This window comes from Streptococcus sp. 27098_8_86 (assembly GCF_041432595.1).
GTDB classification, from domain to species: Bacteria; Bacillota; Bacilli; order Lactobacillales; family Streptococcaceae; genus Streptococcus; species Streptococcus pneumoniae_F.
Genome location: NZ_JAPVZW010000005.1, coordinates 1 through 18,687, shown reverse-complemented (window position 1 = coordinate 18,687; position 18,687 = coordinate 1). Strand labels below are relative to the sequence as shown.

General features: G+C 41.8%; 14 protein-coding genes and 1 pseudogene. 14 read left to right on the top strand and 1 reads right to left on the bottom strand.

The window, feature by feature from the left end; translation table 11 throughout:
- Positions 1-4: 4 nt before the first annotated feature.
- A complete protein-coding gene (locus O3616_RS05690; RefSeq protein WP_004260992.1) occupies positions 5-1,636 on the bottom strand; it encodes a Na/Pi cotransporter family protein in 1,632 nt (543 codons plus the stop codon).
- Positions 1,637-1,939: 303 nt separating this feature from the next.
- Between O3616_RS05690 and O3616_RS05685 the strand changes: the two are divergent.
- From O3616_RS05685 to dnaJ, 14 genes and pseudogenes are all read left to right on the top strand, one after another.
- Positions 1,940-2,075: pseudogene (locus O3616_RS05685) on the top strand (YSIRK-type signal peptide-containing protein); the annotation flags it as partial.
- A 218-nt stretch (positions 2,076-2,293) separates the two neighbouring features.
- Positions 2,294-7,012 (top strand): G5 domain-containing protein, encoded by a 4,719-nt coding sequence (locus tag O3616_RS05680; protein ID WP_371638409.1) that lies wholly within the window; start codon positions 2,294-2,296, stop codon positions 7,010-7,012.
- A gap of 273 nt (positions 7,013-7,285) precedes the next feature.
- Positions 7,286-8,482 (top strand): phosphoglycerate kinase, encoded by a 1,197-nt coding sequence (gene pgk / locus O3616_RS05675; RefSeq protein WP_371638344.1) that lies wholly within the window; start codon positions 7,286-7,288, stop codon positions 8,480-8,482.
- Positions 8,483-8,805: 323 nt separating this feature from the next.
- A complete protein-coding gene (locus O3616_RS05670) occupies positions 8,806-9,333 on the top strand; it encodes an aromatic acid exporter family protein (protein WP_020902185.1) in 528 nt (175 codons plus the stop codon).
- Between the two features lie 76 nt (positions 9,334-9,409).
- The gene (gene glnR / locus O3616_RS05665; RefSeq protein WP_000659548.1) at positions 9,410-9,766 is read left to right on the top strand and encodes a transcriptional repressor GlnR; all 357 of its coding nucleotides are present in this window, start codon (positions 9,410-9,412) and stop codon (positions 9,764-9,766) included.
- A gap of 36 nt (positions 9,767-9,802) precedes the next feature.
- On the top strand, positions 9,803-11,149 hold the full coding sequence (glnA, locus tag O3616_RS05660) for a type I glutamate--ammonia ligase (RefSeq protein ID WP_371638343.1): 1,347 nt from the start codon (positions 9,803-9,805) through the stop codon (positions 11,147-11,149).
- Positions 11,150-11,268: 119 nt separating this feature from the next.
- A complete protein-coding gene (locus tag O3616_RS05655) occupies positions 11,269-11,589 on the top strand; it encodes a PadR family transcriptional regulator (RefSeq protein WP_371638342.1) in 321 nt (106 codons plus the stop codon).
- Complete coding sequence (locus O3616_RS05650) at positions 11,589-12,164, top strand: DUF2812 domain-containing protein (RefSeq protein WP_371638408.1); 576 nt, start codon at positions 11,589-11,591, stop codon at positions 12,162-12,164. The genes O3616_RS05655 and O3616_RS05650 overlap by 1 nt, the downstream gene beginning before the upstream one ends.
- A 34-nt stretch (positions 12,165-12,198) precedes the next feature.
- Positions 12,199-12,711 (top strand): DUF2812 domain-containing protein, encoded by a 513-nt coding sequence (locus tag O3616_RS05645; RefSeq protein WP_371638341.1) that lies wholly within the window; start codon positions 12,199-12,201, stop codon positions 12,709-12,711.
- A 160-nt stretch (positions 12,712-12,871) separates the two neighbouring features.
- Positions 12,872-13,906, top strand: a complete 1,035-nt coding sequence (gene hrcA / locus O3616_RS05640; protein ID WP_371638340.1) for a heat-inducible transcriptional repressor HrcA — start codon at positions 12,872-12,874, stop codon at positions 13,904-13,906.
- 26 nt (positions 13,907-13,932) lie between these two features.
- The gene (gene grpE / locus O3616_RS05635; RefSeq protein WP_004261014.1) at positions 13,933-14,457 is read left to right on the top strand and encodes a nucleotide exchange factor GrpE; all 525 of its coding nucleotides are present in this window, start codon (positions 13,933-13,935) and stop codon (positions 14,455-14,457) included.
- Between the two features lie 478 nt (positions 14,458-14,935).
- Positions 14,936-16,759, top strand: a complete 1,824-nt coding sequence (gene dnaK, locus O3616_RS05630; protein ID WP_371638339.1) for a molecular chaperone DnaK — start codon at positions 14,936-14,938, stop codon at positions 16,757-16,759.
- Between the two features lie 13 nt (positions 16,760-16,772).
- Positions 16,773-17,147, top strand: coding sequence for a hypothetical protein (locus tag O3616_RS05625; RefSeq protein ID WP_371638338.1), 375 nt, complete (start codon positions 16,773-16,775; stop codon positions 17,145-17,147).
- 393 nt (positions 17,148-17,540) lie between these two features.
- On the top strand, positions 17,541-18,680 hold the full coding sequence (gene dnaJ, locus O3616_RS05620; protein ID WP_049551711.1) for a molecular chaperone DnaJ: 1,140 nt from the start codon (positions 17,541-17,543) through the stop codon (positions 18,678-18,680).
- Positions 18,681-18,687 lie beyond the last annotated feature (7 nt).

Genomic DNA, 18,687 nt, shown 5'->3' with positions numbered 1-18,687 from the left:
GATCTTAGATTTGTTCAGCGATGACCTTTTCAGCAAGGTTCATGGCGTGGTCAGATACACGAGTATAGTGGGAAATGATGTCGATAAAGTTGACCCCAGCTTGTGTTGAACACTCGCCCTTGTTGAGGCGCTTGATGTGGGTCTTTCTGAGAACACGTTCCATATTGTTGATTTCTTTATGGCGTTCAATCAGACTTTGAGCTTTTTCAATATCATTGTTTTCTACACTATCAAGGGCATCCTTGATAAAGCCAGTGGTTTTTTGATAGATATCAGCCAATTCTTGCAAAGCAGCTTCAGAGAACTCAACATTCTTACGTTGAAGGTAGTCAGTCAGATTGATTAGCGCTTCTGCGTGGTCCCCAATCCGTTCCAAATCGCGGGATGAATCAAGAATGTTGGTGAGCACTTCACTTTCTTTCTGGCTAAGGGCCTCGCTTGAAAGAGTAATCAGGTAACGAGTCAATTTTTCATCAATGGTATTGATGGCTTCCTCTGTCTTGTGGCCTTTTTCAGCAACCTTTTCATTAAGGTCAATGATGTAGTTGTATGAAAGGTCAAAGGCTTTAGAAGCATAATTTCCCAAGTGAAGGAGTTCTTTCTTTGCATTTCCGAGAGCGATTGATGGAGCTTGTTTAATCAAATGCTCATCAAGATAAAGTGGCTCGTATTTGACAACTTCATCTTCACCAGGGATGAGCTTGGTTACAAAGTAGGCCAAGGCTCCGATGAAGGGAAATTGTACAATAGTGTTACTTACGTTAAAGGCACCGTGCGAGAAGGCGATAGTCATCTCAGGTGAGAGGTGAAGGAGTGCCTGGAAGTACTCAATCATAGACGTAAATGGGCCTAATAAGATTAAGCAAAGAATAGTTCCTAAAACGTTAAAGGTAACATGGGTTGCAGCAACGCGTTTCGCAGAGACATTGGCTCCAGCTGCCGCGATGATAACCGTTAGGGTTGTCCCGATATTATCCCCGAAGAGAACTGGTAGCGAACCTTTAAGGTCAAGGAATCCACCTGCATAGAGACCTTGCAAAATCCCGATTGTCGCAGAAGAAGCTTGTATGAGGACGGTAATCACTGCACCGGCAAAAACTCCCAACACAGGATTTTGTCCCAAGGTTACCATGTATTCCTTAAATTGTGGTAAATCTTTAAGAGGGCTCATACCGGCACTGATGAGGTTTAGAGCATAGAAGATTCCCCCTACACCAAACAGGATGCGCCCGATATTGTTTGCGGTTCTGTTTTTTGTAAAAAATAGGAACATGGTTCCAAGGAAAATCAGGGGTAAAGCATACTCACCAAGCTTGAAACCGATGATAAAGGAAGTAACGGTGGTTCCGATGTTGGCTCCCATGATAATTCCGATAGCCTGTCTAAGAGTGAGAAGACTAGCGCTGACCAGTCCAACCGTGATAACTGTGACCCCTGTACTTGACTGAATCAGGGCAGTCACGACAATCCCGACTAGAACACCTAAAAAGGGATTGCTGGTGTACTTGTCAATGTAAAAACGAAGGCGATCTCCAGCAGCTTGTTGCAAACCGTCTCCCATGGTCTTGATACTATACAAGAATAGTCCCAGACCACCTAAAAAGTGAAATAAAATTTCCTGCCAATTAATGGACATTTCTTTTTCCTCCGAAAAATAATAACGGAATTTCTCCTATTCTATTTTAAAGGATAAAAGTAAATCTAACAAGTGTTAAGCTAAGATTTTAGAAAGAAAATTCGTTAGAATGGGCCTTAATTATATTAATTTTACCAATTTCTAACCTAGATATAGGTATTTTCTTTTATACATTGACATTTAAAAGAAATATTTTAAAATGAGGGAGGAATTATCTTGGTCCCTGTGATTGGGATAAAAATTTTATAAAGAAAGTTAAGCGCTTTCTTTTGTGTAGCAAAATCAATCTTTTAGGAGGAGAAAATGAAGAATCCATTTTTTGAAAGACGTTGTCGTTACAGTATTCGTAAGTTATCAGTAGGAGCCTGCTCGCTAATGATTGGTGCTGTTTTATTTGCTGGTCCAGCCTTGGCTGAAGAAACTGCAGTTCCTGAAAATAGCGGAGCCCATACAGAGCTTGTTTCAGGAGAGAGTGAGCATCCAACTAATGAAGCTGACAAGCAGCATGAAGGAGAACATGCTAGAGAAAATAAGCCAGAAAAGGCAGAAGGAGTAGCGACAGCATCTGAAACTGCTTCGCCAGCAAGCAATGAAGCTGCAACTACTGAAACTGCAGAGGCAGTAAGCGCAGCTAAACCAGAGGAAAAAGCAAGTGAGGTGGCTGCGGAAACACCATCTGCAGAAGCAAAACCTAAGTCTGACAAGGAAACAGAAGCAAAGCCTGAAGGAACTAGCCAAGGGGATGAGTCTAAGCCAGCAGCAGAAGCTAATAAGACTGAAAAAGAAGTCCAGCCAGATGTCCCTAAAAATACAGAAAAAACATTAAAACCAAAGGAAATCAAATTTAATTCTTGGGAGGATTTGTTGAAATGGGAACCGGGTGCGCGTGAGGATGATCCCATCAATCGTTCCTCAGTTGAACTTGCTAAGCGCCATAGAGGCCAGTTGGTGAATGAAAAAGCAAGTAGAAGAGCCAAGGTTCAGGCGCTAGCAAATACCAACTCAAAGGCTAAAGACCACGCTTCTGTTGGTGGAGAAGAATTCAAGGCCTACGCCTTTGACTACTGGCAATACTTGGATTCAATGGTCTTCTGGGAAGGTCTAGTCCCAACTCCTGACGTTATTGATGCAGGTCACCGTAACGGGGTTCCTGTATATGGTACACTCTTCTTCAACTGGTCTAATAGTATTGCAGACCAAGAGAAATTTGTTGCTGCTTTGAAACAAGATGAGGATGGAACCTTCCCTATTGCACGAAAACTTGTCGACCTTGCTAAGTACTATGGCTTTGATGGGTATTTTATCAACCAAGAAACAACAGGTGACTTAGTAACGCCACTTGGTGAAAAAATGCGTCAATTCATGCTCTATACAAAAGAATATGCGGCAAAAGTCAACCATCCAATCAAGTATGCTTGGTACGATGCCATGACCTATAAATATGGTCGTTATCACGAAGATGGTCTAGGTGATTACAACTACCAGTTCATGCAAAAAGAAGGTGACAAGGTCCCTGCGGATCAATTCTTTGCCAATTTCAACTGGAATAAGGAAAAGAATGACCACTCTGTAGAAATGGCAAAATGGCTGGAACGTAGCCAATATGATATCTTTGCAGGATTGGAATTGCAACAAGGTGGTTCTTATAAGACAAAAGTTAAATGGGATGCCCTCTTAGATGAAAAAGGCAAGTTACGTTTGTCACTTGGACTCTTTGCACCAGATACAATTACCAGTCTAGGAAAAACAGGTGAAGATTACCATAAAAACGAAGATATCTTCTTCACAGGTTACCAAGGAGATCCGACAGCTCAAAAACCAGCGGACAAAGAGTGGTATGGGATTGCTAATTTAGTTGCAGACCGCACACCAGCAGTAGGTCGGACCTTCACTACCTCCTTTAATACAGGCCATGGTAGAAAGTGGTTTGTAGACGGAAAGGTTTCTAAGGATTCTGAGTGGAACTACCGTTCTGTTTCAGGTGTCTTGCCAACATGGCGCTGGTGGCAGACTTCAACAGGGGAAAAACTTCGTGCAGAATATGATTTTACAGATGCCTACAATGGCGGAAATTCCCTTAAATTCTCAGGTAATGTAGCTGGTAAGACGGACCAGGATGTGAATTTGTATTCTACTAAGTTAGAAGTAACTGAGAAAACCAAACTTCGTGTTGCCCACAAGGGAGGAAAAGGCTCGAAAGTTTATATGGCCTTTTCTACAACTCCAGACTACAAATTCGATGATGCAGATGCATGGAAAGAGCTAACCCTTTCTGACAACTGGACAAATGAAGAATTTGATCTCAGCTCACTAGCAGGTAAAACCATCTATGCAGTCAAACTCTTCTTCGAGCATGAAGGAGCTGTAAAAGATTATCAGTTTAACCTAGGTCAATTAACAATTTCAGACAATCACCAAGCACCACAAGCGCCTACAGGCCTTTCTGTGGTGAAACAATCTCTTAAAAATGCCCAAGAAGCTGAAGCAGTGGTCCAGTTTGCGGGTAATCAAGATGCGGATTTCTATGAAGTCTACGAAAAAGATGGGGATAACTGGCGTTTGTTGACAGGTTCATCTGCTTCAACCATCTACTTGCCAAAAGTTAGCCGCTCTGCTAATGCGACTGGTACGACGCAAGAATTGAAAGTCGTTGCAGTTGGTAAAAATGGCCTTCGTTCAGAAGCTGCGACGACATCCTTTAACTGGGGCATGACTGTTCAGGATACGACTCTCCCAAGACCTTTGGCTGAAAATATTGTTCCAGGGGCAACGGTTATCGGTAGCACTTTCCCGAATACCGAAGGTGGAGAAGGTATTGAAGGTATGTTGAACGGTACCATTACCAGTCTTTCAGACAAGTGGTCTTCAGGACAATTGAGCGGTAGTGTCGATATTCGTTTGACTCAGCCACGTACAGTTGTCAGATGGGTGATGGATCATGCGGGAGCTGGTGGTGAGTCTGTTAACGATGGTCTGATGAACACCAAGGATTTTGATCTTTACTATAAGGATACAGATGGCGAGTGGAAACTAGCTAAGGAAGTCCGTGGTAATAAAGCGCACGTTACGGATATCACTCTTGACAAACCAATTACTGCCCAAGACTGGCGTTTGCATGTCATTACATCTGATAATGGAACACCTTGGAAGGCCATTCGTATCTACAACTGGAAGATGTACGAAGCCTTGGACACAGAAAGTCAAAATATTCCAATGGCTAAGGTAGCTGCCCGTTCACTTGGAAACCACCAAGTTCAACTAGGCTTCTCTGATGTTCCGGCAGGCGCAACCATCACCGTTTACGACAAGGCTGATTCACAAACACCAATTGCAACCTTGAAGACTGAAACTGGTGGTGACTTGGCAACAGCTCCATTGGGCTTTGATAAGCAACCAACTCTCCTCTACTATCGTACCCAACTACCTGGCAAAGAAATCAGTAACACCTTGGCTGTAGCGATTCCACAGGATGAGAGAAAAATTGCTGCAGTTAGCCTTGAAAAAGGACCTAAAAAGACAGTTTATAAAGAAGGAGAAAAACTGGACCTCAGAGGCGGAACACTCCGTGTTCAATACGAAGGGGGACAAGTCGACGAGCTGATTAACCTTACTCACTCAGGTGTGACGGTATCTGGATACGACGCTCATCAAAAAGGGGAACAAAACCTAATACTGCAATACCTTGGTTTACCAGTGTCAGGTGATCTGAAAGTCCAAGTGACAGGACAGGATGAAGGAAAACCAAAAGAAGTAGCGGGCTTGTATATTACTAAGAAACCAAAAACAGACTATCTAGTAGGGGAACAACTGGAACACTCTGAAGGTCGCTTTGGTGTTCTCTATGATGACGAGACAGAAGAGACTCACAGCTTTACTGATGAAGGTGTTGAAATCAAGGGCTACGATGCTCAGAAGACTGGACGCCAGACCTTGACCCTGCATTACAAGGGGCACACGGCTGAGTTTGATGTCTTGGTTTCTCCAAAGGCTGCAGTTAATGATGAATACCTTAAACAAGAAATCACTGCTGCCCAAGGCCGTCAGTCAACCCTTGCCTATACCTTCTCAAGTGAGGACAAACAAGCTGTACTAGTAGAGAAACTCAATGCAGCGAAAGCTGTTGCAGAAAACCATGATGCCAGTCAAGAAGAAGTCAACAAAGCCTTGAATGAGTTGAAACAAGCAGGGACAGACTTGGATGGAAATCAACGTTATCAGACAGCTAGAGAAGAATTGGAAGGTTTGCTCGAATCTATCCGTGAAAAAGATCCTAAAGCTGAGTTGATTGAACAAGCAGAAACTTTGTTGGCTTCAGAGATGCCAACTCCACAAGCTTTTGCGGACATGAAAGAAAAGCTGAATAAGAAACTAGCTCCTGCAGAAGAAAGTCATCATGTTGGTAGCATGGATCCAAGTGAAGTAGCCCCGACAGTTGAGGTCCTCCCTGAACTAGTTGTTGAAACTGAAACAACAGCCTATGAACGTCAAGAGCGACCAAGTGCGAACCTTCTTAAAGGTCAACGTCAACTTGTCCAAAAAGGAGAAGAAGGGCAAATTCGTCGTCTAGTAGAAGTAGATAGTCAAGGCAATCGTACGCTTCGCGCTACAGAAGTTTTGAAAGAAGCAACCCCTGAAATCGTAGAAGTTGGAACCAAAGTCTTTTCAAGCAATCAACCAGCTGAAGGAGTTAAAGATTTAGTTCTAGAAACTCCGAAACTAGAAATTGAAGAGGATACAGTGGCCTTCAAACACCAAGAACGTCCAAATCCAAATCTCCTAGTCGGTCAACGTCAACTTGTCCAAGCAGGAGTTGAGGGGCAAATTCGTCGCTTTGTAGAATTAGATGCCCAAGGCAATCGTATCATTCGTACAACAGAAGTTCTCAAGGAAGCTGTTCCAGAGATTACCGAAGTAGGTACAAAAGTTCTATCAAGCAATCAACCAGCTGAGGGAGTAAAAGACCTAGTTTTAGAAATTCCGAAACTAGAAATTGAAGAGGATACAGTTGCTTTCGAACGTCAAGAACGCCCAAATTCAGAACTTCTCAAAGGTCAACGTCGTATTGTGCAAGCAGGAGTTGAGGGACAAATTCGTCGCTTGATTGAAGTAGATAGTCAAGGCAATCGTACTCTTCGTACAACAGAAGTTCTCAAGGAAGCTCTTCCGGAAATTGTTGAAGTTGGAACGAAAGAAGAGCAAGACTCTCAAAAAACAGGTCAAGCTCTTTTAGCAACACCGACAAATGAAAAAGTAGGTAAAGAACTTCCAAATACTGGAGTAACAAGAGATGCTAGTCTAGTAGCACTAGGACTCCTCGGAGTGATGAGTGGCTATGGCCTACTTGCTGGAAAGAAGAGAGAAAACGAATCGATTTAGGATTATTGCATTTCCTCATAACAACTAAAAACAAGGTTTGACTGCAGATTAGTCAAACCTCGTTTTAAGTAGTAAAAATCAGTGGAAGAATGAGATGGCTTAACTAGTTTTTCTTGTATTACTTAGTGATTTGGGAAGGTTTTTCTAGTTTTGATTTTCAGAGATGCTAGTTTTTGTTGCAAGAAAGAACTGGAAAAGTTTAGGGTTTTTCTATCTCTTTTGCTGATTTTGTGATATAATTAACACGTATAAAAAAAGAAGGAGTCATATCTAATGGCAAAATTGACTGTTAAAGACGTTGAATTGAAAGGGAAAAAAGTTCTCGTTCGTGTTGACTTCAACGTACCTGTAAAAGATGGCGTGATTACCAACGACAACCGTATCACTGCAGCTCTTCCAACTATCAAGTACATCCTTGAAAAAGGTGGACGTGCTATCCTCTTTTCTCACCTTGGCCGTGTAAAAGAAGAAGCAGACAAAGCTGGTAAATCACTTGCTCCTGTAGCTGCTGACTTGGCAGCTAAATTGGGCCAAGACGTTGTTTTCCCAGGTGTCACTCGTGGTGCTGAATTGGAAGCAGCGATTAACGCTCTTGAAGATGGACAAGTTCTCTTGGTTGAAAACACTCGTTACGAAGATGTTGATGGCAAGAAAGAATCTAAAAACGATCCTGAACTTGGTAAATACTGGGCATCACTTGGAGATGGTATCTTCGTAAACGATGCATTCGGTACAGCTCACCGTGCACACGCATCTAACGTTGGTATCTCAGCAAACGTTGAAAAAGCAGTTGCTGGATTCCTTCTTGAAAACGAAATTGCCTACATCCAAGAAGCAGTTGAAGCTCCAGAACGTCCATTCGTGGCTATCCTTGGTGGTTCAAAAGTTTCAGACAAGATCGGTGTTATCGAAAACTTGCTTGAAAAAGCTGATAAAGTCCTTATCGGTGGTGGTATGACTTACACATTCTACAAAGCACAAGGTATCGAAATCGGTAACTCACTTGTAGAAGAAGACAAATTGGATGTTGCGAAAGCTCTTCTTGAAAAAGCAAACGGTAAATTGATCTTGCCAGTTGACTCAAAAGAAGCTAACGCATTTGCTGGCTACACTGAAGTGCGTGACACTGAAGGTGAAGCAGTTTCTGAAGGCTTCCTTGGTCTTGACATCGGTCCAAAATCTATTGCTAAATTTGACGAAGCTTTGACTGGTGCCAAAACAGTTGTATGGAACGGACCTATGGGTGTATTTGAAAACCCTGACTTCCAAGCTGGAACAATCGGTGTGATGGACGCTATCGTGAAACAACCAGGCGTTAAATCAATCATCGGTGGTGGTGACTCAGCTGCCGCAGCGATTAACCTTGGCCGTGCAGACAAATTCTCATGGATTAGTACGGGCGGAGGTGCTTCAATGGAACTTCTCGAAGGTAAAGTATTGCCAGGTTTGGCTGCACTTACAGAAAAATAATTTCAGCCCGTTAGTCTCTACAAAATCCTGATTTTGTAGAAAAAGGAACAAAACTGAAACGTTAACAAAAAGGTGGCTATGTCACCTTTTTGTGTTAGTGTAGGTATTTGTGACGCGGTGGTGGTGCTTCAATGGAACTTCTCGAAGGTAAAGTATTGCCAGGTTTGGCTGCACTTACAGAAAAATAAGATTTCATAAATGAATCAAAGAAGAGAGGAGTGAAAGTTCCTCTTTTCTTTTGCTTAAAATAAAAACGCTTCCTCTCAACTATTACTCATAAAAATCACCGATTTATGATAAAATGGAAATAGAAAGATGAGATTATGAGTTATTTTAAAAAATATAAATTCGATAAATCCCAGTTCAAACTTGGTATGCGAACCTTTAAAACGGGTATTGCTGTTTTTCTAGTTCTCTTGATTTTTGGCTTTTTTGGCTGGAAAGGTCTTCAAATTGGTGCTTTGACAGCCGTTTTTAGCTTGAGGGAGAGTTTTGATAAGAGTGTCCATTTTGGGACTTCGCGTATTCTAGGAAATAGCATCGGTGGCCTCTATGCCTTGGTCTTCTTCTTATTAAATACCTTTTTCCACGAAGCCTTTTGGGTGACCTTGGTAGTTGTTCCAATCTGCACCATGTTAACCATTATGACAAATGTAGCCATGAATAACAAAGCAGGGGTTATTGGTGGTGTAGCGGCTATGTTAATCATTACCCTATCGATTCCGAGCGGCGAAACAATTTTGTACGTATTTGCGCGTGTATCAGAAACTTTCATGGGAGTTTTTGTCGCAATTCTCGTAAATTATGATATTGACCGCATTCGGCTCTTTTTTGAGAAAAAAGAAAAATAATGTTACATTTTATAACATTATCAATTGACGTTTGTCTTTTTTTAGACTATAATAGACAGAAAGAAGGAAATTGTAAATGAAGGAAAAAGAATTTCGCCGAAATATGGCTGTTTTTCCTATCGGCAGTGTTATGAAGTTGACCGATTTATCGGCGCGTCAGATTCGTTATTATGAAGATCAAGAGTTGATCAAACCTGATCGAAACGAAGGAAACCGTCGCATGTATTCCTTGAATGACATGGATCGTCTGCTTGAAATCAAAGATTATATCTCTGAAGGTTATAATATCGCTGCCATTAAGAAAAAATATGCTGAACGTGAAGCGAAATCCAAGAAAGCGGTGAGTCAGACTGAGGTGCGTCGTGCACTTCATAATGAACTCCTCCAACAGGGGCGCTTTGCTTCAGTACGGTCACCTTTTGGTCGCGGTTAGGCAACCGCAAGTAGTCATACATTAAGGAGAAAACTCATGCCAATCACAGCTGCAGATATTCGTCGTGAAGTCAAGGAAAAAAATGTTACCTTTATCCGTCTCATGTTCTCAGATATTTTGGGAACCATGAAAAACGTCGAAATTCCTGCTACAGATGAACAGTTAGATAAGGTCTTGTCGAACAAGGCTATGTTTGATGGATCTTCTATTGAAGGTTTTGTACGTATCAATGAGTCGGATATGTACTTGTACCCTGACTTGGATACATGGACAGTCTTCCCGTGGGGAGATGAAAATGGAAGTGTTGCAGGTTTGATCTGTGATGTCTATACAACAGAAGGTGAACCATTTGCAGGTGACCCTCGTGGCAATTTGAAACGTGCTCTTCGTCACATGGAAGAAGTGGGATTCAAATCCTTTAACCTTGGACCAGAGCCAGAATTCTTCCTATTTAAGTTGGATGAAAATGGAGACCCAACACTTGAAGTGAATGACAAGGGTGGCTACTTTGATTTGGCGCCTACTGACCTTGCTGACAATACACGTCGTGAGATTGTCAATGTCTTGACCAAAATGGGATTTGAAGTAGAAGCGAGTCACCACGAGGTTGCGGTTGGACAACATGAGATTGACTTTAAGTACGATGAAGTTCTCCGTGCTTGTGATAAGATTCAAATCTTTAAACTTGTTGTTAAAACCATTGCTCGTAAACATGGCCTTTACGCAACCTTTATGGCAAAACCAAAATTTGGTATTGCTGGATCAGGTATGCACTGTAATATGTCCTTGTTTGATGCAGAAGGAAATAACGCCTTCTTTGATCCAAATGATCCAAAAGGAATGCAGTTGTCAGAAACAGCCTACCATTTCCTTGGTGGTTTGATCAAACATGCTTACAACTATACTGCCATCATGAATCCAACGGTTAACTCATACAAACGTTTGGTTCCAGGTTATGAAGCGCCTGTTTACATTGCTTGGGCTGGTCGTAACCGTTCGCCACTTGTGCGCGTGCCTGCTTCACGTGGTATGGGAACTCGTCTTGAGTTGCGTTCAGTGGATCCAATGGCAAACCCATACATCGCTATGGCGGTTCTTTTGGAAGTTGGTTTGCATGGTATTGAAAACAAAATCGAAGCGCCAGCTCCTATCGAAGAAAATATCTACATCATGACAGCAGAAGAGCGTAAGGAAGCTGGTATCACAGACCTTCCATCAACGCTTCACAATGCTTTGAAGGCTTTGACTGAGGATGAAGTGGTCAAGGCTGCCCTAGGAGATCACATCTACACTAGCTTCCTTGAAGCTAAACGAATTGAATGGTCAAGCTATGCAACCTTTGTTTCACAATGGGAAATTGATAACTATTTAGACCTTTACTAATACTAATATAGAAGAAAGATTGCCTGTGGGCGGTCTTTTTTCTTGTATTTTATATCGAGGTGTGATATATTTTATATAACGAAGTGCGATATATCGAACTGGATAGGAGGCTGCTATAAATGGAATTAACGGATAAGATTCGTCGAGTTTATATTCCGATGACGGAAACGGGTTTTTATATCTTGTTCTGTCTGCAAAAGGAAGGTCATGGGTACAGTATTACGCAAAAGGTCAAGGAGATGACAGATTTGCAAGTTTCGATTAGTCCTGGGACTATGTATGGAACCTTGTCAAAGATGGAAAAGGATGGTTTGATTTCCTTTGTCCGCGAAGAGGAAAAACGGAAAATCTATCAGATTACAGACTTGGGACGCAAAGTCTTAGATATTGAATTGAAACGTATTGAACGGCTCTATAGAAATAGTCTGGAGGGAAGATGATGGAAAAGAAGGTTGTTTATAGAATTGCTACCATTGCGGATTATGATAGAGAGGCTTTATATCTTAGTAAAATGCATGCTGAGGGCTGGAAACTCAAGGAAGTAACCTACTCTAACTTAGTAGTTGCGGTTAAGTATACTTTTGAACAGTGCCAACCGAAGCAGGTGTCTTATCAGTTGGACTTTTATCCCATGAAAAAATCAGAGAGAGCCTCCTATTTACAATTATTTAAAGACTGTGGCTGGGAGCATATTACAGACTTTAATGGGTTTTCCTACTTTAGAAAGCTTCATTCTGGAATTGAGTCGGATGCCGAGTTTGAAATTTATAATGACGCGGCCGGGAAGTTAGCTATGGTCAAACGGATTTTAACGAGTCGGATGCTTCCTATTTTGCTTCTCTTTTTAGCTCTACTACCGGTTTTCTCAAAGTTTGTCAGTGGAGGTAGTTCTTTCAGTTGGGTAGTGTTTTTGATTTTCATAATAGATTGGGTTTTATTGATAGTTTTTGCGATTCAGATTTCTTATATTTTTTGGAGCTTGTTTCAAAAATGGAAAGAATTATCTGACAAATAAAACCATGTATGTTTTCTGATTTGGAGGTAAGGTAATGAATAGCAAAGTCCAATTTCGGTTTTTCACCATTGTTGATTTGGACAAGGAAGAAGAATATTTACATGAGATGCATTTGAAAGGTTGGAAGTATAGAACGAGTCGTTTTGGTTTTTTCTATTTTGACCAATGTCAACCAGACGATGTCATCTACTGTATCTATGATTCTAGATTTCTTAAAAAGTATAAGTATGAACTGCAAGATTTTAGAAATAGAGGTTGGGAATTGATAGGAGCAGGTTCTTGTTCGATTCTTCGTAAATCGTCTTCTAATTTACTTCCAGAGGATCAAGTCTATATGAGTAAGGGGCTCAGATGGGAAGTTATGCGAAATAGACTTCGTTCATGCACAGTTGCTTTCTCAGGTGGTCTTGTTGTTTGTATGAGTTCGTTTAGAGAAGAACTGTCGCAATCTTTCTTTGTCATTTTTGCTCTATATGCCTTTATGATTTCTTATCTAATCTATGGTTATTTCAGACTAAAAAGTAAATACCGAGTAGATGGAAGGTAGGGTTCTAGGTCTTCAGATTGATTTTTAGCACTCTTGATGAAAGAGTGCTAATTTTTTGAGTTTTTGTCTTGACATTCTCTTTTAAGGGTGTATAATAGAATCATGAGTTAGCACTTAAGTATATCGAGTGCTAATTGATCAGACAGAGAGGAGTGATGAGGTGGTTACAGAGCGTCAGCAGGATATTTTAAATCTGATTATTGACATCTTTACCAAAACGCACGAACCTGTCGGATCCAAAGCCCTGCAAGAGTCTATTAACTCTAGCAGTGCAACCATTCGTAATGACATGGCGGCTCTAGAAAAGCAAGGTTTGCTTGAAAAGGCTCATACTTCAAGTGGTCGGATGCCAAGTGTTGCTGGTTTTCAGTACTATGTGAAACACTCACTGGATTTTGAGCGACTGGCTGAAAATGAGGTTTATGAGATTGTTAAAGCCTTTGATCAAGAATTCTTCAAATTGGAGGATATTCTGCAAGAAGCTGCTAATCTACTAACAGACTTGAGTGGCTGTACGGTAGTAGCACTGGATGTTGAGCCGAGCAGGCAACGGTTGACAGCCTTTGATATCGTTGTTTTGGGGCAACATACAGCCTTGGCAGTATTCACCCTAGATGAGTCTCGAACGGTTACCAGTCAGTTTCTGATTCCAAGGAACTTTTTGCAGGAGGATTTGCTGAAACTGAAGAGCATCATTCAGGAACGTTTCCTCGGCCACACCGTTCTAGATATTCACTACAAGATTCGGACGGAGATTCCGCAGATTATCCAGCGTTACTTTACAACAACGGACAATGTTATCGATCTTTTTGAACATATCTTTAAGGAAATGTTCAACGAAAACATTGTGGTGGCGGGCAAGGTTAATCTCTTGAATTTTGCCAATCTAGCAGCCTATCAGTTCTTTGACCAACCGCAAAAAGTAGCTCTGGAGATTCGTGAGGGGTTGCGTGAAGATCAGATGCAAAACGTCCGTGTTGCAGACAGTCAAGAGTCCTGTCTAGCTGACCTAGCGGTGATTAGTAGCAAGTTCCTCATTCCTTATCGGGGAGTTGGAATTCTAGCCATTATCGGTCCAGTTAATCTGGATTACCAACAGCTAATCAACCAAGTCAATGTAGTCAATCGTGTTTTGACCATGAAGTTGACAGACTTTTACCGCTACCTCAGCAGTAATCATTACGAAGTACATTAAGATTGAAATCATTAAAGGAGGCGAAAATGGCCCAAGATATAAAAAATGAAGAAGTAGAAGAAGTCCAAGAAGAGGAAGTTGTGGAAACGGTAGAAGAAACAACTCCTGAGAAGTCTGAATTGGACTTGGCAAATGAACGTGCAGATGAATTTGAAAACAAATACCTTCGCGCTCATGCAGAAATGCAAAATATCCAACGCCGTGCCAATGAAGAGCGTCAAAACTTGCAACGTTATCGTAGCCAGGACTTAGCAAAAGCAATTCTCCCTTCTTTGGATAACCTAGAGCGTGCACTCGCGGTTGAAGGTTTGACAGACGATGTCAAAAAAGGATTGGAAATGGTGCAAGAAAGCTTGATTCACGCTTTGAAAGAAGAAGGAATTGAAGAAATCGCAGCTGACGGCGAATTTGACCATAACTACCATATGGCGATCCAAACTCTCCCAGCAGACGATGACCACCCAGCAGATACCATCGCCCAAGTCTTCCAAAAAGGCTACAAACTCCATGACCGCATCCTACGCCCAGCAATGGTAGTGGTGTACAACTAAGATACAAAGCCCGTAAAAAGCTCACAGTAAAAATAGGAGATTGACGAAGTGTTCGATGAACACAAGGAAATCTATCTTTTTTACCCAGAGCTTAGGGCGTGTTCGATTAGGCAATTCTGACGGTAGCTAAAGCAACTCGTCAGAAAACGGCAATCGCTATGGCGTTTGCCTAGCCTCCTTACTAACTCGTTGTCGAAATAAAATCGATTTCCACTCCTCGTGTCGTAATTTACATAATAGAAAACTTGTCCGAAACGACAATAAACTATGAAGAAAGATAAAAAAGTAGTTCAGCTTTGCATAGTGAGCGAAGCGAACCAAAGACGATACTCTTCGCCGTGGCGCTATTTGCGCAAACTTTGAGACCTTAGGCTTAAAGTTTAGTCAAAGAGATTGACGAAGTCAAGCTCTGACGGCGCCGCCACTTAAGAAGAGTATCAAAAAGAAAATAGAATATAAAATTTAAGGAGAAAAACACATGTCTAAAATTATCGGTATTGACTTAGGTACAACAAACTCAGCAGTTGCAGTTCTTGAAGGAACTGAAAGCAAAATCATCGCAAACCCAGAAGGTAACCGTACAACTCCATCTGTAGTATCATTTAAAAACGGCGAAATCATCGTTGGTGACGCTGCAAAACGCCAAGCAGTAACAAATCCAGATACAGTCATCTCTATCAAATCTAAAATGGGAACTTCAGAAAAAGTTTCTGCAAATGGAAAAGAATACACTCCACAAGAAATCTCAGCTATGATTCTTCAATACTTGAAAGGCTACGCTGAAGACTACCTTGGCGAAAAAGTTACTAAAGCAGTTATCACAGTTCCAGCTTACTTCAACGATGCTCAACGTCAAGCAACAAAAGATGCTGGTAAAATCGCTGGTCTTGAAGTAGAACGTATCGTCAACGAACCAACTGCAGCTGCTCTTGCTTACGGTTTGGACAAGACTGACAAAGAAGAAAAAATCTTGGTATTTGACCTTGGTGGTGGTACATTCGACGTTTCTATCCTTGAATTGGGTGACGGTGTCTTCGACGTATTGTCAACTGCAGGGGACAACAAACTTGGTGGTGACGACTTTGACCAAAAAATCATTGACCACTTGGTAGCAGAATTCAAGAAAGAAAACGGTATTGACTTGTCTACTGACAAGATGGCAATGCAACGTTTGAAAGATGCAGCTGAAAAAGCGAAGAAAGACCTTTCTGGTGTAACTTCAACACAAATCAGCTTGCCATTTATCACTGCTGGTGAAGCTGGACCTCTTCACTTGGAAATGACCTTGACTCGTGCGAAATTCGATGATTTGACTCGTGACCTTGTAGAACGTACAAAAGTTCCAGTTCGTCAAGCCCTTTCAGATGCAGGTTTGAGCTTGTCAGAAATCGACGAAGTTATCCTTGTTGGTGGTTCAACTCGTATCCCAGCCGTTGTAGAAGCTGTTAAGGCTGAAACTGGTAAAGAACCAAACAAATCAGTAAACCCTGACGAAGTAGTTGCCATGGGTGCTGCCATCCAAGGTGGTGTGATCACTGGTGATGTCAAAGACGTTGTCCTTCTTGATGTAACACCATTGTCACTTGGTATCGAAACAATGGGTGGTGTCTTCACAAAACTCATCGACCGTAACACAACAATTCCAACATCTAAATCACAAGTCTTCTCAACTGCGGCAGACAACCAACCAGCCGTTGATATCCACGTTCTTCAAGGTGAACGCCCAATGGCAGCAGATAACAAGACTCTTGGACGTTTCCAATTGACAGATATCCCAGCTGCACCTCGTGGAATTCCTCAAATCGAAGTAACATTTGACATCGACAAGAACGGTATCGTGTCTGTTAAAGCCAAAGACCTTGGAACCCAAAAAGAACAAACAATTGTTATCCAATCAAACTCTGGTTTGACTGATGAAGAAATCGACCGCATGATGAAAGATGCAGAAGCAAACGCTGAAGCAGATAAGAAACGTAAAGAAGAAGTTGACCTTCGTAACGAAGTAGACCAAGCTATCTTCGCAACTGAAAAGACTATCAAGGAAACTGAAGGAAAAGGTTTCGACGCAGAACGTGACGCTGCCCAAGCTGCCCTTGATGACCTTAAGAAAGCTCAAGAAGACAACAACTTGGACGACATGAAAGCAAAACTTGAAGCATTGAACGAAAAAGCTCAAGGACTTGCTGTTAAACTCTACGAACAAGCCGCAGCAGCCCAACAAGCTCAAGCAGGAGCAGAAGGTGCACAAGCAGCAGGAAACGCAGGCGATGACATCGTGGATGGAGAGTTTACTGAGAAATAATAAAGGATATACAATGTTAAAAGAAACAATTGAAGCGCTTAAAGAAAATCCTATTGATGAGCAATCTATCACAGACCGAATTAGTCGATATTTTTATGAGCAAGGCCTAGAAGACCTAATTGAGGCAGCTTATTTGGTAGAGAAATACTATGGTCATTATTGGAATGTGGGAGATTTCTCTATGAATCCTACCGTAGTTAATGGTGGATTTCGCATTGGTTTAAATGATGAGTATGGTAAAACGAACATTTTTGTGAATGAAAATGGTGTAGATAGGATTGATGTAGATCGTCAAGAACTTCCTAATTTAGTAAAATTGTATTTCAACTTATTAGAATTGAATCTTGCTGATGAACTAGATAAGATGTTATCAGGATTAGTTGATTAAAAACGAGAAATCCAGAGGTTGCAACCCAGCCTCTGTTTTTCGATAAAAAGGGACGGAGTCTCATTTGTTTGGGGTTTGTCTCATCAATATGAAATACAGGAATTGAATCCGGCCTAAATCGTGGTTTCGTTCCGCAACAATAACAGAAAGGAACAAGGGTGTTCGTAACTGAACACGGGTTCCAGAATTTCTTACTAAATATAAAAGAAAGGAATTGAACCCGACCTAAATCGAGGTTTGATTCAAAATATCAATAGAAAGGAACAAGGGTGTTCGTAACTGAACACGGGCTACGGACTGTGCCAAAAAGATAGTTTTTTCTAGGACGCAAGCGTCCGTCGTCAAAACCCCTATTTTGGCTGTGTCCGTTTGACGCCCTTTGTATCTTGAATTATGAACAATACTGAATTTTATGATCGTCTGGGGGTGTCCAAAAACGCTTCGGCAGACGAGATCAAAAAGGCTTATCGTAAGCTTTCGAAAAAATACCACCCAGATATCAACAAGGAGCCTGGTGCTGAGGACAAGTACAAGGAAGTTCAAGAAGCTTATGAGACTTTGAGTGACGACCAAAAACGTGCAGCCTACGACCAATATGGTGCGGCTGGAGCCAACGGTGGCTTTGGTGGTTTCGGTGGTGGAGCTGGCGGTTTCAACGGGGCAGGAGGCTTCGGTGGTTTTGAGGACATTTTCTCAAGTTTCTTCGGCGGAGGCGGTGCTTCACGTAATCCAAATGCTCCTCGCCAAGGGGATGACCTCCAGTATCGTGTTAACTTGACCTTTGAAGAAGCTATTTTTGGAGCTGAAAAAGAAGTTAAATACAACCGTGAAGCAAGCTGTCGTACATGTAATGGCTCTGGTGCTAAGCCAGGAACAAGCCCAGTCACTTGTGGACGCTGTCATGGCGCTGGTGTCATTAACGTCGATACGCAGACTCCTCTTGGTATGATGCGTCGTCAAGTAACCTGTGATGTCTGTCACGGTCGCGGAAAAGAAATCAAAGATCCATGTACAACCTGTCACGGAACAGGTCATGAAAAACAAGCCCATAGCGTACATGTGAAAATCCCTGCTGGTGTAGAAACAGGTCAACAAATTCGCCTAGCTGGTCAAGGTGAAGCAGGATTTAACGGTGGACCTTATGGTGACTTGTATGTAGTGGTTTCTGTGGAAGCCAGCGATAAGTTTGAACGTGAAGGAACCACTATTTTCTATAATCTGAACCTCAACTTTGTCCAAGCAGCTCTTGGTGATACAGTAGATATTCCAACTGTTCACGGTGATGTTGAATTGGTTATTCCAGAGGGTACTCAGACTGGTAAGAAATTCCGTCTACGTGGCAAGGGAGCACCGAGCCTTCGTGGCGGTGCAGTTGGTGACCAATACGTTACCGTCAATGTTGTAACACCGACAGGCTTGAATGACCGCCAAAAAGCAGCCTTGAAAGAATTCGCAGCTGCAGGTGATTTAAAAGTCAATCCAAAGAAAAAGGGCTTCTTTGACCATATTAAAGATGCCTTTGAAGGAGAATAACACAAAA